13 protein-coding genes and 1 tRNA gene are annotated in these 14,593 nt (G+C 60.8%); 11 read left to right on the forward strand and 3 right to left on the reverse strand.

The window, feature by feature from the left end; translation table 11 throughout:
- The first annotated feature begins 75 nt into the window (after positions 1 to 75).
- Both ABJD39_RS04545 and ABJD39_RS04550 read left to right on the forward strand, forming a co-directional pair.
- Positions 76 to 2,268, forward strand: a complete 2,193-nt coding sequence (locus ABJD39_RS04545; protein WP_348612552.1) for an elongation factor EF-2 — start codon at positions 76 to 78, stop codon at positions 2,266 to 2,268.
- Between the two features lie 218 nt (positions 2,269 to 2,486).
- On the forward strand, positions 2,487 to 3,911 hold the full coding sequence (locus ABJD39_RS04550) for a sodium-dependent transporter (RefSeq protein ID WP_348612554.1): 1,425 nt from the start codon (positions 2,487 to 2,489) through the stop codon (positions 3,909 to 3,911).
- A 92-nt stretch (positions 3,912 to 4,003) separates the two neighbouring features.
- On the opposite strand, the gene ABJD39_RS04555 is transcribed toward ABJD39_RS04550, so the two are convergent.
- Positions 4,004 to 4,744, reverse strand: coding sequence for a proteasome assembly chaperone family protein (locus tag ABJD39_RS04555; protein WP_348612556.1), 741 nt, complete (start codon positions 4,742 to 4,744; stop codon positions 4,004 to 4,006).
- Positions 4,745 to 5,461: 717 nt separating this feature from the next.
- Here ABJD39_RS04555 and ABJD39_RS04560 point away from each other — a divergent pair.
- The 8 genes from ABJD39_RS04560 to ABJD39_RS04595 all read left to right on the forward strand — a co-directional run bounded on the left by ABJD39_RS04560 (position 5,462) and on the right by ABJD39_RS04595 (position 12,096).
- Positions 5,462 to 6,061, forward strand: a complete 600-nt coding sequence (locus ABJD39_RS04560; RefSeq protein WP_348612558.1) for an amino acid-binding protein — start codon at positions 5,462 to 5,464, stop codon at positions 6,059 to 6,061.
- Positions 6,058 to 7,032 carry a homoserine dehydrogenase gene (locus ABJD39_RS04565; protein WP_348612560.1) on the forward strand — a complete coding sequence of 325 codons (975 nt, stop codon included), beginning with the start codon at positions 6,058 to 6,060 and terminating at the stop codon, positions 7,030 to 7,032. The genes ABJD39_RS04560 and ABJD39_RS04565 overlap by 4 nt, the downstream gene beginning before the upstream one ends.
- 297 nt (positions 7,033 to 7,329) lie before the next feature.
- Positions 7,330 to 8,595 carry a translation elongation factor EF-1 subunit alpha gene (gene tuf, locus ABJD39_RS04570; RefSeq protein WP_348612562.1) on the forward strand — a complete coding sequence of 422 codons (1,266 nt, stop codon included), beginning with the start codon at positions 7,330 to 7,332 and terminating at the stop codon, positions 8,593 to 8,595.
- Positions 8,596 to 8,910, forward strand: a complete 315-nt coding sequence (rpsJ, locus tag ABJD39_RS04575; RefSeq protein ID WP_348612564.1) for a 30S ribosomal protein S10 — start codon at positions 8,596 to 8,598, stop codon at positions 8,908 to 8,910.
- A gap of 123 nt (positions 8,911 to 9,033) precedes the next feature.
- Positions 9,034 to 9,642 carry a rhomboid family intramembrane serine protease gene (locus ABJD39_RS04580; protein WP_348612566.1) on the forward strand — a complete coding sequence of 203 codons (609 nt, stop codon included), beginning with the start codon at positions 9,034 to 9,036 and terminating at the stop codon, positions 9,640 to 9,642.
- Positions 9,643 to 9,705: 63 nt separating this feature from the next.
- Positions 9,706 to 9,777, forward strand: a tRNA-Ala gene (locus tag ABJD39_RS04585).
- Between the two features lie 823 nt (positions 9,778 to 10,600).
- Complete coding sequence (locus ABJD39_RS04590; RefSeq protein ID WP_348612568.1) at positions 10,601 to 11,797, forward strand: replication protein; 1,197 nt, start codon at positions 10,601 to 10,603, stop codon at positions 11,795 to 11,797.
- On the forward strand, positions 11,794 to 12,096 hold the full coding sequence (locus ABJD39_RS04595; RefSeq protein ID WP_348612570.1) for a hypothetical protein: 303 nt from the start codon (positions 11,794 to 11,796) through the stop codon (positions 12,094 to 12,096). The genes ABJD39_RS04590 and ABJD39_RS04595 overlap by 4 nt, the downstream gene beginning before the upstream one ends.
- A gap of 85 nt (positions 12,097 to 12,181) precedes the next feature.
- Here ABJD39_RS04595 and ABJD39_RS04600 read toward each other — a convergent pair whose 3' ends face one another.
- Entirely contained in the window at positions 12,182 to 12,481 is a 300-nt protein-coding gene (locus ABJD39_RS04600) for a hypothetical protein (protein ID WP_348612572.1), read from the reverse strand.
- Between the two features lie 110 nt (positions 12,482 to 12,591).
- Between ABJD39_RS04600 and ABJD39_RS04605 the strand changes: the two genes are divergently transcribed.
- On the forward strand, positions 12,592 to 13,527 hold the full coding sequence (locus ABJD39_RS04605) for a DNA adenine methylase (RefSeq protein ID WP_348612573.1): 936 nt from the start codon (positions 12,592 to 12,594) through the stop codon (positions 13,525 to 13,527).
- Here the strand turns inward: ABJD39_RS04605 and ABJD39_RS04610 are convergent.
- The gene (locus ABJD39_RS04610) at positions 13,524 to 14,567 is read right to left on the reverse strand and encodes a restriction endonuclease (RefSeq protein WP_348612574.1); all 1,044 of its coding nucleotides are present in this window, start codon (positions 14,565 to 14,567) and stop codon (positions 13,524 to 13,526) included. The two genes, ABJD39_RS04605 and ABJD39_RS04610, sit on opposite strands and share 4 nt — an antisense overlap.
- Positions 14,568 to 14,593 lie beyond the last annotated feature (26 nt).

Below are 14,593 nucleotides of genomic sequence, written 5' to 3' on the forward strand. Positions count from 1 at the left end.
GTGAACCGTGGATTCGAGGGTTTCGACGCCGGCAAAGCACTACCCTTTTGACCGGGCGGAGAATACCGGTCGGTAATGGGCCGACGAAAGAAAATCGTACAGGAATGTGAGGAACTGATGGACCAGCCGGAGCAGATCCGGAACATCGCCATCGCTGCTCACGTCGACCACGGGAAGACGACACTGACGGATAACCTGCTCGCCGGCGCGGGCATGATCGCCGACGCGGACGAGGCGACGCAGCTCGTGATGGACACCGAGGAGGACGAGCAGGAGCGCGGGATCACCATCGACGCGGCGAACGTCTCGATGACACACGAGTACGAGGATGAGAACCACCTCATCAACCTCATCGACACGCCCGGCCACGTCGACTTCGGCGGGGACGTGACCCGCGCGATGCGCGCCGTCGACGGCGCGCTCGTCGTGGTTGACGCCGTCGAGGGCGCGATGCCCCAGACGGAGACGGTCGTCCGGCAGGCGCTCCGCGAGGGCGTCAAGCCGGCGCTGTTCATCAACAAGGTCGACCGCCTCATCTCCGAGCTCCAGGAGGGGCCCGAGGAGATGCAGCAGCGTCTCGAGGCGGTCATCGGTGACGTGAACGAGCTCATCCGCGGGATGACCGAGGAGATGGACGACATCGAGGAGGACTGGACGGTCTCCGTCGAGGAGGGTACCGTCGGGTTCGGCTCGGCGCTGTACAAGTGGGGCGTCTCGCTCCCGTCGATGCAGCGCACCGGCATGTCGTTCGGCGACATCATCGAGCTGGAACAGGACCACGAGCGGCAGGAGCTCCACGAGCGCACGCCGCTGTCGAACGTCGTGCTCGACATGGTCGCGGAGCACTTCCCGAACCCGCTGAAGGCGCAGCCGTTCCGCGTCCCGCGCATCTGGCGCGGCGACGACGAGTCCGAGGTCGCCGAGAGCATGCGAACCGTCGACCGCGACGGCGACATCGTCTTCATGGCGACCGACATCGGGATGGACCCCCACGCCGGCGAGATCGCGACGGGCCGCGTCTTCTCCGGCACCCTCGAGAAGGGACAGGAGCTGTACGTCTCCGGGACCGTGGGCAAGAACCGCGTCCAATCGGTCGGGATCTACATGGGTGGTGAGCGCGAGGAGCTCGACCGCGGCGTCCCCGCGGGCAACGTCGCGGCCGTCACCGGCCTCAAGGACGCCATCGCGGGCTCGACCGTCTCCGACAAGGAGATGACGCCGTTCGAGTCGATCGAGCACATCTCCGAGCCGGTCATCACGAAGAGCGTGGAAGCGAAGTCGATGGACGACCTGCCGAAGCTCATCAAGACGCTCCAGCAGGTCGCCAAGGAGGACCCGACCATCCGCGTGGAGATCAACGAGGACACGGGCGAGCACCTCATCTCCGGGCAGGGCGAGCTCCACCTCGAGGTCATCACCCAGCGCATTCAGAAGAACCAGGGCATCCCGGTTCAGACCGGTGAGCCCATCGTCGTCTACCGCGAGCAGCCGCAGGAGGCCTCCCGCGAGGTCGAGGGCGTCTCGCCGAACCGCCACAACAAGTTCTACATCACCGTCGAGCCGATGGCGGGCGACATCGTCGAGACGATCCAGCGGGGCGAGGCGTCGATGAGCATGCCCGAACTGGAGCGCCGCGAGGCGCTGCAGGACGCCGGCATGGACAAGGACACCTCCCAGAACGTGGAGCACATCCACGGGACGAACATCCTCATCGACGACACGAAGGGGATCCAGCACCTGAACGAGACGATGGAGCTGGTCATCGAGGGCCTCGAGGAGGCGCTCGACGACGGTCCCCTCGCCGCCGAGCCCGTGCAGGGCGCGCTGCTGCGCCTGCACGACGCGCGGCTGCACGAGGACACCATCCACCGCGGTCCGGCGCAGGTCATCCCCGCCGTCCGCAACGCCGTCCACCGCGCGCTCATCGACGGCGAGGTCCGGCTTCTGGAGCCGATCCAGGACGTCCGCATCGACGTGCCCAGCGAGCACATGGGGAACGCCTCCGGCGAGATCCAGGGCCGCCGTGGCCGCGTCGACGACATGTACCAGGAGGGCGACCTCATGGTCATCGAGGGCATCGCGCCCGTCGAGGAGATGATCGGCTTCTCCAGCGACATCCGCTCGGCCACCGAGGGCCGCGCCTCCTGGAACACGGAGAACGCGGGCTTCCGCGTGCTGGTCGACAACCTCCAGCGCGAGAAGATCATGGAGATCCGCGAGCGCAAGGGCATGAAGCTGGAGCTGCCGCAGTCGATCGACTACATCTAAGCGGCCTCCGAGGCGGCGATCGGCGTCGCCCGATTCTCTCGGTTCTTCTGATTATCCGGCCGTGTTGAAGTCCTCCGCAACTGCTGACATCTCCCCACGGTAAACGGCGGGATTTTCTCGTTGTAGAGGAACCTCCGTTCCGTATCGCGCTCTATCCGAGACAGAGTCTATCATGTGGACAATCGGGATTTAAGTTCATACTAAACGCACGCCGGATCATGGCTACGGCACGATGGTCTTCCGGATTCGGGTTTATCCTTGCGACGGTCGGGGCGGCAGTCGGCCTTGGGAACATCTGGCGGTTTTCTGCTGTTGTTGGCCAGAACGGCGGCGGTGCCTATCTTGTCCCCTACCTGATCGCAGCCGTTGTTTGTGCGGTGCCGATGCTCGTTCTGGAACTCGCCATCGGCCGACGCCTCCGAACGGACGTCGTCTCCGCGTTCCGATCGGTGAAGACGGACTACACGGCGCTCGGATGGGTTATCCTCGGCGGGGTTCTCCTCATATTGAGCTATTACCTCGTTCTCACCGGGTGGGTGCTTGGATTCTTCCTCTCGTGGCTCGCCGGCTCACAGACGACATTCGCACCGTTCACCGCAAGCTGGCTCCCCGTCGGGTTCTTCGTCGTAGCAACGGTAGTGACAGGAGGAGTGGTCTCGATGGGCGTTCGCGGCGGTATCGAACGTATGGCGACGGTCGTGATGCCGACCGTGTTCGCACTTCTCATCGCGCTTGCGCTGTACGCCGTCACGCTGTCCGAGTGGGACCGCGCCGCTGCCTTCCTGTTTACTCCGGAGTTCTCGGTGCTCACGGATCTGGGCATCTGGAGTGCAGCCTTCGGTCAGGTCTTCTTCTCGATGTCCGTCGGTCAGGGGATCATGCTCACCTACGGAAGTTATGTCGAGGAGGGGACAGATCTGCTCAAATCGTCGTTCGTGATTACCGTCGCCGATATCGGGGCGGCGATCCTCGCTGGCCTCGTCATCTTTCCGATCGTGTTTAGTTTCGGTCTCCAGCCGACCCTCGGGACTGAACTCGCGTTCACGACGTTGCCGACCGCTTTCGCGACGATGCCGTTCGGGCGAGTTATCGCGATCGGCTTCTTCGGGCTGCTCTTTTTCGCCGCGCTGTCGTCGTCCGTGGCGCTGCTCGAGGTCGGGGTCGCCGCCGCGGAGAACACGACGAGACTCTCTCGTCAGCGTGCGACACTACTGTTGACGGGTGGGGTGTTCGTAGCCGGGGTCCCCTCCGCGTTGAGCTATAGTCCCATCAACTTGGCCGTTGCAGGGCGGCCAGTTCTGGACATGATCGACGAGTCAGTCGGGACGTTCGCGCTGCCTATCTCGGCGCTCTGTATCGTGTTCGTCTTCGTCTGGGTAACCGATCTCGAAATCGTCCACGAGGAACTCGGACGGCTCTACCCCCTCGTTCGCTATCTGATCCCGAGCGTGCTCGTCGTCGTCACCGCCGCCCGGACTGTCGGCATCGCTCGCCCAGCGTGGCGACTCCTCGTCGATCACACGCGAAACGGACCACTCGGCCTACTCGTCGCTGCGGCTTTCCTGCTCGCCTTTGCTGTGTTGGGATGGGTTCTCAGGGATCGACTCCCCGCCCCTCCTCGTCTCCGGGGTCGACGACGCTAGTCGGGAGTCTGAGAAAGACGTGCAGCCTTCGTGTCGATGTGGAGAGTGTATCTATCGGTAGCGGCGATCACGACGGGCCATCTCCGGTACGGTCACATGAAGCCGATGTCATCGGTTCGTCGCATTCGTTTCTCCGCACGCTGTTGGGTTTCGACGTGTGCTGCGAGCTGTTCGTAATGTTGGCGCGTACGATCTGCAAACTGACGGAGCTGGTCCGTGTCGATGTCGAATCCATAGATCTGATCGAGACCTTCAACGAGCCGTAACGTAGCACCACCATCGAGGGGCTGTCGTGGGTTGACGAAGGTGGCGATCAAGCCGACGCGAAGCGTCGTATCTATTGCCCGACTGATGAGACTCGCGTTGACTCCGGACAAAAATCCGCCTTGCAGGGCTCCTATCTCGGTGTCAGCGAGGCGGTGTTGGTAATAATCGTCCGACGCAACGTAAAACAGCTCCTCGAACGATTCCAGCGAGGGGAGTGTCGTGAGTAGTGCGATCTCATCGACGGTTGACTCGTCGATCCAGTCGAGCAGGGTTCGGCCGAACGGTTCGGACAACTGTGCCGGGATCGGGAGTTCACACGTTACGAACGTATAGTTCGCTCCTTGTTTGGAAAACAGGCGAGTGTGGTGGTATGGGCGTCCCTCGCTGAAGGGCGTGACTGCGGGGAGTCCTTCCGCGTGGATGTAGCCAGTTTCGTGAAGGCCTAACTGTTCGATGAAATATTGGTTCGCCGAGATACCTGCCATCCCTGGGCCGGGAAACGCCGCAATGACTGAGGATTCGGGTTGTTCGTCGATAGTAATGTCGAGACTAAATTCGGGATCCATACGCAGATAGTTCACCCCGCCGTTACAAATCCTTTCGTGGCCGAAGACGCTCGTAGTCGGAGATCGGCTTGGACGAAGCGCTACCAGCGGAGTGGAGACCTGAACGGTACGGATAGGGTATCCACGGAGAGATAAGGTCGATACGGTGGTCGCGCCTCGGGTGACCTAGAGGAGGACGGTGGGACACGGTTCGCGGTGTGGGGCGTTGAGAGAGGGTTGTTCTCCGGTGAGTGATGTAGTTGCAGCAGATAGATGTCATCGATTGAGGATTTCACACGGTCGATTCCTTACGATTCTCTCAGGCATTGCAGTTCATCCCGAGGTTCCGGTTCGCTCGGTTCCCCGTTCGGTCGCGGTGCGCCGCCGCCCCCACAGCGTCTGCGCCGTCGAACCGTCAGCGTGATCACCGTTCTCCCGAGAGAGCGTCGGCAGATTCACAGGATCGTTCACACACTGGCAAGCATCGCCACGGTGGAAGGCTTATCACGTCCCCGTCTACACAAGACAACTATGCCAAGTGGCACGACCCACGGTCGGCGCGACGGCTGCGAACGAGTCGATCAGCCCCGCATGCCGATCACAATTATTGGGTCCGGAGCCACACCCCCCGGCGGAACACGGTCGACGGCGGACACGAGCGGCGAGGGGGGCACTCGTCGTCGCGTCGACGACAGCGCCCCGTCGGGGACGAACGCGGCCGAACGGAGGGCACGGTAGATGCCCTCGGAGCCGACGCCAGCCCCCGACGAGCAGCCGGTGGCGTCCGAGGAGAGCCCGGAGACGGACGGCGGCCGCGAGACCGAGTTGCAGGCACACACCATCAGGCTCGAGTTGGTCGACGAACCCGGACAGCTGCTGGCGGCGCTGAAGCCCATCGCCGACAACGGCGCGAACCTGCTGTCGATCTTCCACGAGCGCGGGAGCCTCACGCCGCGAGGCCGAATCCCCGTCGAGGTGGACATCGAGTGTCCGCCGGACCGCTTCGAGGGGCTCCTCGAGGACCTCCGCGACCGCGGCGTCAACGTGATCCAAGCCGACGCCGAGGAGTACGGCGACGAGGTGACCGTCGTCCTCGTGGGCCACCTCGTGGACACGGACCTGTCGGACACGCTCAAGAAGATCCAGGACTGCTCGGGGGCCTCGGTCGCCGACATCGACCTGTCGGCGCCGGCGGGCGCCGGCTCGTCGGCACACTCGAGCGCCCGGCTCCGCCTGCGGGCGCACGCCGGCGAGACAGCGCGCGTCGTCGAGACGGTCCGGGAGGTCGCCGCCGAGAAGGACATCGACGTCATCGCGCCGCTGGAGGGCAGCCGATGAAGCTCTGTGTCCTCGGCGCCGGCGCGGTCGGCCGCTCGGTCGCGGAGTTGGCCCCCGAGTACGGCCACACGGTGACGGCGCTGGCCGACTCCTCGTCGGCGGTCGTCGACCCGGACGGCGTCGACGTGGAGACCGCCCTCGCGCGCAAGGACGCCGACGAGGCGCTCGGCGGCGACGACCCCGGCGACGCGCTCGCGGCCGAGTACGACGTGCTCGTTGAGGCGACGCCCACGACGCTCGGCGACGCCGAGCCGGGGTTCTCGCATCTGCGCACCGCGCTGGAGCGCGACAGGCACGTCGTGCTCGCCAACAAGGGACCGGTCGCCGAGCGCTACGCGGACGTCCGCGCGCTGGAGGCCGACTCCGCGGGCGAGGTGTACTTCGAGGCGACCGTCGGCGGCGCCATCCCGGTGTGTGCGACCGTCGACGACCTCGGAGCCGAGCACGTCTCGGCCGTTCGCGGCGTGCTCAACGGGACGGCGAACTTCGTGCTCTCGCGGATGGCCGCCGAGGGGCTCGACTACGACCACGTGCTCGCCGAGGCGCAGGACCTCGGCGTCGCGGAGGCGGATCCGTCCTTCGACGTGGAGGGCACCGACGCCGCGCTGAAGTGCGTCATTCTGGCGAACGTGCTGCGCGAGGCCGACTGCGACTCCCTCGACGAGCTTCGGGACGTCGAGGTGACGCTCGCGGACGCGGACGTGGAGGGGATCCGGGACATCCCGGGCAGCGCGCTGGAGTTGGCCGCCGAGGACGGCCGGACCGTCCGGCTCGTCGGCGAGGCGACCCGTGACGGCGTCAGCGTCGGCCCACGACTGGTCCCCGAGAACGGCACGCTGTCGGTGACGGGTACCCGAAACATCGTCGAGATCGACCACGAGTACGCGGGCGGGCTCGCGATCTCCGGCCGCGGCGCCGGCGGCGAGGAGACCGCGAGCGCGGTGCTGGCCGACGTGGCTCGTCTGGAGTAGCCGAGTCGAGCGGAGGCCAACCGATTCCGGGAACGGCGATCGAGCGGCCGGGCTTCGGATTCGCCGGTCGCCGAACTGATCGGAGGTGATCGGCCCACCCCGGTCAGTCTCCGCCACTGCGATCAAACGTCTCCGCCGACGCGGTCGTCGATCGGCCGTGCAAATCCGACACACGGCACAGACACACACGCAAAATCGCATGAAGGCGCAGGGATAGGCTGCTGAGCGTATCGAAATGGTTTTAGGGCGTTCGGACGTTACAAGTCCTTACAGAGCGCCTCAGCGCGTGATTCCACTATGAGCGACAAACCCCACCAAAATCTGGCCATTATCGGCCACGTCGACCACGGGAAGTCTACGCTCGTCGGGCGGCTCCTCTTCGAAACAGGGAGCGTCCCCGAGCACGTAATCGAGCAGCACCGAGAGGAGGCCGAGGAGAAGGGCAAGGGCGGATTCGAGTTCGCCTACGTCATGGACAACCTGGCCGAGGAGCGCGAGCGCGGTGTCACGATCGACATCGCCCACCAGGAGTTCGACACGGAGAAGTACTACTTCACCATCGTCGACTGCCCGGGCCACCGTGACTTCGTGAAGAACATGATCACGGGCGCCTCGCAGGCCGACAACGCGGTGCTCGTCGTCGCGGCCGACGACGGCGTCGCGCCCCAGACCCGCGAGCACGTCTTCCTGGCGCGCACGCTGGGCATCAACGAGCTGATCATCGGGATCAACAAGATGGACCTCGTCGACTACTCGGAGGACTCCTACAAGGAGGTCGTCTCCGAGGTCGAGGACCTGCTCAAGCAGGTCCGCTTCGGTACCGAGGACGCGAGCTTCATCCCGATCTCGGCGTTCGAGGGCGACAACATCTCCGAGCGCTCGGACAACATGTCGTGGTACGACGGCGAGACCCTCCTGGAGGCCCTCAACAACCTGCCGGAGTCGGAGCCGCCGACGGACGCGCCGCTTCGGCTGCCCATCCAGGACGTGTACACCATCTCGGGTATCGGAACCGTCCCGGTCGGACGGATCGAGACCGGCGAGATGACTCCCGGTGACAACGTCTCCTTCCAGCCGTCGGACGTCGGCGGCGAAGTGAAGACGGTCGAGATGCACCACGAGGAGGTCGACTACGCGGGCCCCGGCGACAACGTCGGTTTCAACGTCCGCGGCGTCGGCAAGGACGACATCCGCCGCGGCGACGTCTGTGGTCCCGCGGACGACCCGCCGACGGTCGCCGAGACCTTCCAGGCGCAGGTCGTCGTCATGCAGCACCCGTCGGTCATCACGGCCGGCTACACGCCCGTCTTCCACGCCCACACGGCGCAGGTCGCGTGTACCATCGAGTCGCTCGACCAGAAGCTCGACCCGTCGTCGGGCGAGGTCGACGAGGAGAACCCGGACTTCATCAAGTCCGGCGACGCGGCCATCGTGACGGTGCGCCCGCAGAAGCCCCTCAGCATCGAGCCGTCCAGCGAGATCCCGGAACTGGGCTCCTTCGCGGTCCGCGACATGGGTCAGACCATCGCGGCCGGCAAGGTGCTCTCCGTCAACGAGCGGTAAATGCCCGAGCAACAAGCGCGCGTCCGACTCGCGGGCACGAGCCCCGACGACCTGGACGCCATCTGCGACGACGTCCGCGAGATCGCGGACAAGACCGGCGTGGCGCTGTCGGGCCCCATCCCGCTCCCCACGAAGACGCTGGAGGTCCCGTCGCGCAAGTCCCCCGACGGCGAGGGGACGGCGACGTGGGAGCACTGGGAGATGCGCGTCCACAAGCGGCTGATCGACATCGACGCCGACGAACGCGCGCTCCGTCAGCTCATGCGGATCCAGGTCCCGAACGACGTCTCCATCGAGATCGTCCTCGAGGACTGACCTGAGGCGCACCGGACCCCACGGTCCAACTCGGACACCGTTCTCTCCGTTTTTCCGCCCCATAGCGACGCCTCGGTCTCGAGCGGCGGCACGGTTTTGCGATCGCGACCCGCAGTATCGTCCATGTCCTCCACACGAACCCGCTCCGGGTACGGGAGTCTCCGACCGGTCGCCGAGACGATCGGAGCCATGATCGCCGTCTCCGCCACGTTCTGGTTCATCGGCTTGTTTGCGCGGCCGCTGGCGGCGTTCCTGTTCGTGCTCTCCCCACCGGCGTCGGTGCACCCGTGGACGCTTGCGACGAGCGTGTACGCCCACGCCGGCCTCGGACATCTGCTCTCGAACGCACTCGTGGTCGTCGTTGCCGGCGTTCCGGTGGCCGCTTCGACGACTCGGACCCGGTTCCACGCGTTCGTCCTTGTGACCGGCGCGCTCGCGGGACTAGCGCAGATCTGGGTGAGCGGGTTGCTCTCGCCTGCGGGCGTTCTCGGTATCAGCGGCGCCGCCTTCGCGCTCGTGGGGTATGTCACCGCCGCGAATCCCGCGGCCGACGCGCTCGGCCGGTTCGCTGGCCGACTGGGCGTCCCGCCGCGCGTCGTCGTCCTCGCGGTCGGGGCGCTCGCTGTGGGCGTGACGCTCGTGTTGAGTCCCGCAGGGAGCGCGCTGGTTGCCCACTTGGTCGGGCTCCTCCTCGGGATCGTCGCGGGCCGTATGGGACTGCTTCGTGTGTGACAACCGTGCGAGGGCGGGTCGAAACGGAACCCTCAAGTGCGATCCCGGGGTTCGTTAGGATGCGGGCTCGTAGATCAGTGGTAGATCGCTTCCTTCGCAAGGAAGAGGCCCTGGGTTCAAATCCCAGCGAGTCCATAGAAGCCGTTCTTCTTTCCGAGTTCTGCCATTCTGTCACGGAAGAGCCCTTAGCTCGGAAATCTACATATCAAACCACCTAGTAACAAAGTCCCCATTTAGCCGAAGGAACTCGTTCGTTCCTTCCAGCCCGTCCCCTTCCTACGATTTGAGCGAAGGATCCCCTCCCAACTCCGGTATATTGGAGGTGATCCCATGAGGTTCGTTCCGGGATTCTGTTCGGTTTGCCGACGCTACTCTGATAGAACCGAGTATAGGTCAGAAACATTCGAGGATCCACTTTGTCAGTGGTGCCATCGTAATCTCGTCACTCATGCGCGTGATCCGCGGATCATAGGAAGGAACTCGGAGGTCGCTCGATGAGGTTGATCCTTCTCCCACCCTCCCTTCCCTCCCTCTTATTTTGGGGAGAGGGCCCCCTTTCACGGGGGTCCGGGCAATTGCCCGTCCGTCCGGCGACGACGTATTGCCCGTCCGTTGGTCCGAGCCCTGGAAATGCTCGGCGCGTCTCGGGCGGTCCGAGTGCTCCGAGGACCGCCAGCGCCGAGCTGCCGGAAGCGGACCCCCTGCCATGGGGGTCCGACCCGGAAGCCGGGGCGCACGCCGACCGAAGGGAGGCGAACGTGGGCGGCGCGGAGCGGGGGTGGTCGGAATGACTCGGGATGTTACTGCTCAATCGAGCCTCGGCTCTCACTCGATAAGCGAAAACTGGGACTCCGCTTCTCGGCCTTCCAAGACTAACTGTACATCCAACGCTGAGGCGGGTGAAACGGGTGATGTACCGCTTTCACGGCGACCGTACTGGCAACGAAAGAACGAACTCGTGGATCAATTCATCGATGAAATGCCTGTCCGAGCACAGCGCCCGATCTCCGTCAGAGAGGGTACGTCAATCCGAGAAGAAACGGTAAGCGAAAAGTTCGGAGATTCTGGATTCCGTTCAAAGTCTTGGAGTCAATCACTTCGAGAGTTTCTCACTTGGTATAACGATTACCGGCACGCGCATCGCGTGTTTCGCTCTCCGGAGGGTGAGACAGTTCGTGCGCCCCTCACAAACTCCCATCAGCCGAACTATGGAGACAAATACTACGCACGAATCAAAGCGCTGGAACGTCAGATCACGGCCGACTACGATGATTTGTACGTGGCGATGCTCACACTTTCGGGGTCTTCACGGAATGGTAACGGTGGTTGGCGCTGCCCCGCTGATCACCTTCGGGACGTAATCGACTCGTTCCGTCCGAACGAGGGGCGTGGTGTATATCACGCACTCTACGATTCGCTGAGAGACTACCAGTGGGAGTATGCGCTTGTAGTTGAACATCACAAAACCGGCTACGGTCACGTTCACGTAGCGATCTTCATAGATGGGAAAGTCGACGAGTCCGACTTCCACTCGGCTATCGACGCGCACCTGCGCACCTGTGAGATCGCGCATCGGGACGCGCATGATTACTACAGTACGGACCCTTCGGACCGCCCTATTTCGGTTCGACAGGTTGACTCGGAGCTCGACCCGGACGACTACGAGCAATACGATAAGGTCGGAAACCTCGGGTCGTACATTGGGGAGTATATCGGGTCCTACGGTGGGGAGTTGTTCAACAGGAACCTCGAAGAACTAGTCTTCCGCGCTTCGTGTTGGGCGACTGGTACCCAGATGGTTCGCTTCTCAACGGGTGCAAATGCACTAATCGACCGGGAGCTTGACCGAGAGGAAAAAGAAGACGCTGAGCCAGTCGTGATTCCAAATCCGGATTTTGACCCAGAGATTGACGCATCCAACAAAACAGATACGAAACCCTTTGACGTGGATGGGGAGACTTGGACTCTCGAAGGAATTGGGCGCGTCGATGCGGATGGTGAAACGGTGTACGACTTGCAGCGGAACGGCGTACAGTATCAAAAGATCGACGGAGCAGAACATCTTGATCCCCCAAATCCACAGCCACCGGATCAACCATTCAGGCGAACATCTGCTACCAGTCTCAGAGAGTTCAATTCGGAGACTAAATCGTGACTACAGATAATCGTGGAATAATCAACTCACTCCCACCAAGGCCGGTTCTTGAATCCACTATTGACCGATTAGCTACTCATGAAAAAGTGGGTGAGTGGGAATCAACGCTTGCGTATTACCAGCCTGAGGTGGGCGAAGAGCTCGTTTTTAATTTCATGATAGAAGTCTCCGGAGAATGGTGCGCATTAGTCTTGCACGAGGATGGAGAAAGTGGCTGGAAGATATTGGGAACGTATGAACGATTTGGAGATGCTGGTCGCTCGATTTCAAACTGGAGAGAAGATAATAATATCTATTGATATATTTTAACCAGTGGAATCACAGGGATATCTCATGAGTCTTAATTATATACTACCATTTCCAGTCCTACCCACCAATTCAATTTTATTCGGAACTCTTCGCAGTCTTAGACATGAACAGCGCAACATCATCCTCGAAACGGTCTAGCTTATCGATCTCTTCAATCAGTTGTTCAAGAAGAATCTGACGAGTATCTTCGTCGAGTTCATTCTCAACGTTGTCGTAGAGACGAACCATGCCCTCCATCTCTTTTTTAATGCTGTTGAGTGCACCATCACCGAGTCGTTCTCTAAGGTACCGATCGTGAGAAACGTAGTCCTGCGGAGACTCGGGAGGGAGATGATGTTCAACATCTGCGAATGTGACTGAGCTATCGTCGTCCATTTAACAGATCTTGTACTGGACACAGTATTTATAATCTTATCCCTCAATCGTTACCAGGAGTCCGACCATCAACCACGGTATTTAAGATCATAAGATCCCTGTGCCCTACAATGCCAGAACCGATTCTAAAATGGGCCGGTGGGAAGCGCCAAATTCTCTCACAGATTGTTGACCACTTCCCATCTGACGAGAAAATAATGGGCTACCACGAGCCCTTCTTTGGTGGTGGTGCGGTGTTTTTCCGGCGTTGTCACAGCTATGATGGAACTATTAACGACATCAATACGCGGCTGATCAACTTCTACAAGATTGTTCGAGACCACCCCAACGAGTTGCTGAGTCAACTCGAAAAATTCGATCGGCCGGACGCCGATCCAGACCCCGATCGCCGGTTTGACAAAACGAACCGGAAGGGGAAGGAAATCAAGAGCAACTATTACCAAGTCCGCGAGCTATTCAATCGGCGACCGAACGATGAGGAGTTCGACGAGATCGAGGAAGCTGCGCAGCTTCTCTATCTGAATCGGACGTGCTATAACGGACTCTACCGCGAGAACCTTTCTGGCGAGTTCAACGTTCCTAGTGGAAACTACAGTAATCCCGATTGGGAACAACGGTCTCGGATCCGTGAGGCGAGCGAAGCACTGGAAGGCGTCGAGATATTCAATACAGACTTCTCTTATGTGGCAGATCACGCTGAGGAAGGTGACTTGGTGTACTGCGATCCACCGTACGATCCGAGCGGCGATGCTTCGACCTTCGCTGAATACAGCTCAGATGTGTTTGGGAAAGAAGAACAAGAGCGACTTCGGGACCTGGCGCTTGAGTTGAACGACCGAGGGGTCTACGTAGTGATATCGAACGCTCCTTCTGTGGGCGAGCTCTACGAGCCGTTTAACGAGGATGGTTTCCACGTAAGTAGGGTTGGGGCGCGGAGAGCTATCAACTCCAATGGCGATGGCCGGGGCGAGGTGAAGGAAGTAATCGTGACGAATGCTGAAGAATTGCGAACGCGTGATGGGACTATTCCCGAGTTTGCTTTCTAGAAGTCTCCTAAGTCCATCTTGTAGTACTCAAACCACAGCATTCCTTTCTCTCGGCGCTTGACATCAGGGTGCCTTCCGAGCCACTTACCTACCGTACTCGCACGCCGACCAACGGTAGTACCAGTCACCTCGGTTTCGTCTCGAATGATCTCCTCGATTTGTGATTTTGGGATCTTGTACTCTTCCTCAAGGACATCTACGATCTTCTGAATGATCTCAATATTTCCTACGTTAGCTGAAAAGTGCTTTTCGGCCGCATCATCATTTCCACTCTTGAGGTAAGACACGTATTCCTCCCCCAGTTCTGTCAATTCCCACTTTCGCATCTTTTTGTCCCCAGAAGTATCCTCCTCAAGATATCCCATGATGCTTGCCGCAGTGGTGTAGTAATCTGCTTGGCGCGGAGTCCAACTATCGCCAGTTTTTCTAGACAGATGCTCCGCAATTTCGGGCTTGTACTGGTTTCCATTGCTGATCCCATCCAACACGAGATCAAAGTGGTGGAATGAATCGGCCTGCGGGATCTTCCAAGCCGGAATTAGGTCACCTGCGAACTTATCGAACCTGTGCCAGAATTCTGGGTCGATCGCGAATTTTTTCTCTTCCTCACTAGGTTGTTCAGTTACACCGACCTCGTGTTTCAGCATGAGTTCTGCCAGATCGTTACCATTGATGAGGTCGATCGAATAGAATTCGGTATCATTCACCTTCTCAGCGGCGTCCTTAGTAAATGATGAGGTGGTGATCAGTGTTCCAAATCCGAATCCCTCCCCCTGAAGCGAGCCTGCTAACTCTCGGACGGCGCCCGATGAGATCCTGCTACTGTACTGTTTTACCTGAACACCGAATTCACCAGTATAGAACTCGTCTCCGACGTATCCTTGTATATCGATGCCGTGGTCCTTACTCCTTCGTGTAGTCTCAATTCCATCCGGACTTTCAACTTCTTCAATAACGCTCTTACAGAGATGCTCGAACTTGATCGGATCTATCTCTCTATTCCGCTTTTTCAGCTCTTCGAGGGTTTCCTGCTTATCCATTTCTCTCCTCACTATTGCTTGAAAAC

Source organism: Halobaculum rarum, assembly GCF_040025155.1.
Taxonomy (GTDB): domain Archaea; phylum Halobacteriota; class Halobacteria; order Halobacteriales; family Haloferacaceae; genus Halobaculum; species Halobaculum rarum.

Coding starts and splice junctions, on each gene's coding strand:
- ABJD39_RS04560 (WP_348612558.1), top strand. CDS start 5,462: ATGCCCTCGGAGCCGACGCCAGCCCCCGACGAGCAGCCGGTGGCGTCC.
- ABJD39_RS04610 (WP_348612574.1), bottom strand. CDS start 14,567: ATGGATAAGCAGGAAACCCTCGAAGAGCTGAAAAAGCGGAATAGAGAG.
- ABJD39_RS04555 (WP_348612556.1), bottom strand. CDS start 4,744: ATGGATCCCGAATTTAGTCTCGACATTACTATCGACGAACAACCCGAA.
- ABJD39_RS04580 (WP_348612566.1), top strand. CDS start 9,034: ATGTCCTCCACACGAACCCGCTCCGGGTACGGGAGTCTCCGACCGGTC.
- ABJD39_RS04605 (WP_348612573.1), top strand. CDS start 12,592: ATGCCAGAACCGATTCTAAAATGGGCCGGTGGGAAGCGCCAAATTCTC.
- tuf (WP_348612562.1), top strand. CDS start 7,330: ATGAGCGACAAACCCCACCAAAATCTGGCCATTATCGGCCACGTCGAC.
- ABJD39_RS04550 (WP_348612554.1), top strand. CDS start 2,487: ATGGCTACGGCACGATGGTCTTCCGGATTCGGGTTTATCCTTGCGACG.
- rpsJ (WP_348612564.1), top strand. CDS start 8,596: ATGCCCGAGCAACAAGCGCGCGTCCGACTCGCGGGCACGAGCCCCGAC.
- ABJD39_RS04565 (WP_348612560.1), top strand. CDS start 6,058: ATGAAGCTCTGTGTCCTCGGCGCCGGCGCGGTCGGCCGCTCGGTCGCG.
- ABJD39_RS04545 (WP_348612552.1), top strand. CDS start 76: ATGGGCCGACGAAAGAAAATCGTACAGGAATGTGAGGAACTGATGGAC.
- ABJD39_RS04600 (WP_348612572.1), bottom strand. CDS start 12,481: ATGGACGACGATAGCTCAGTCACATTCGCAGATGTTGAACATCATCTC.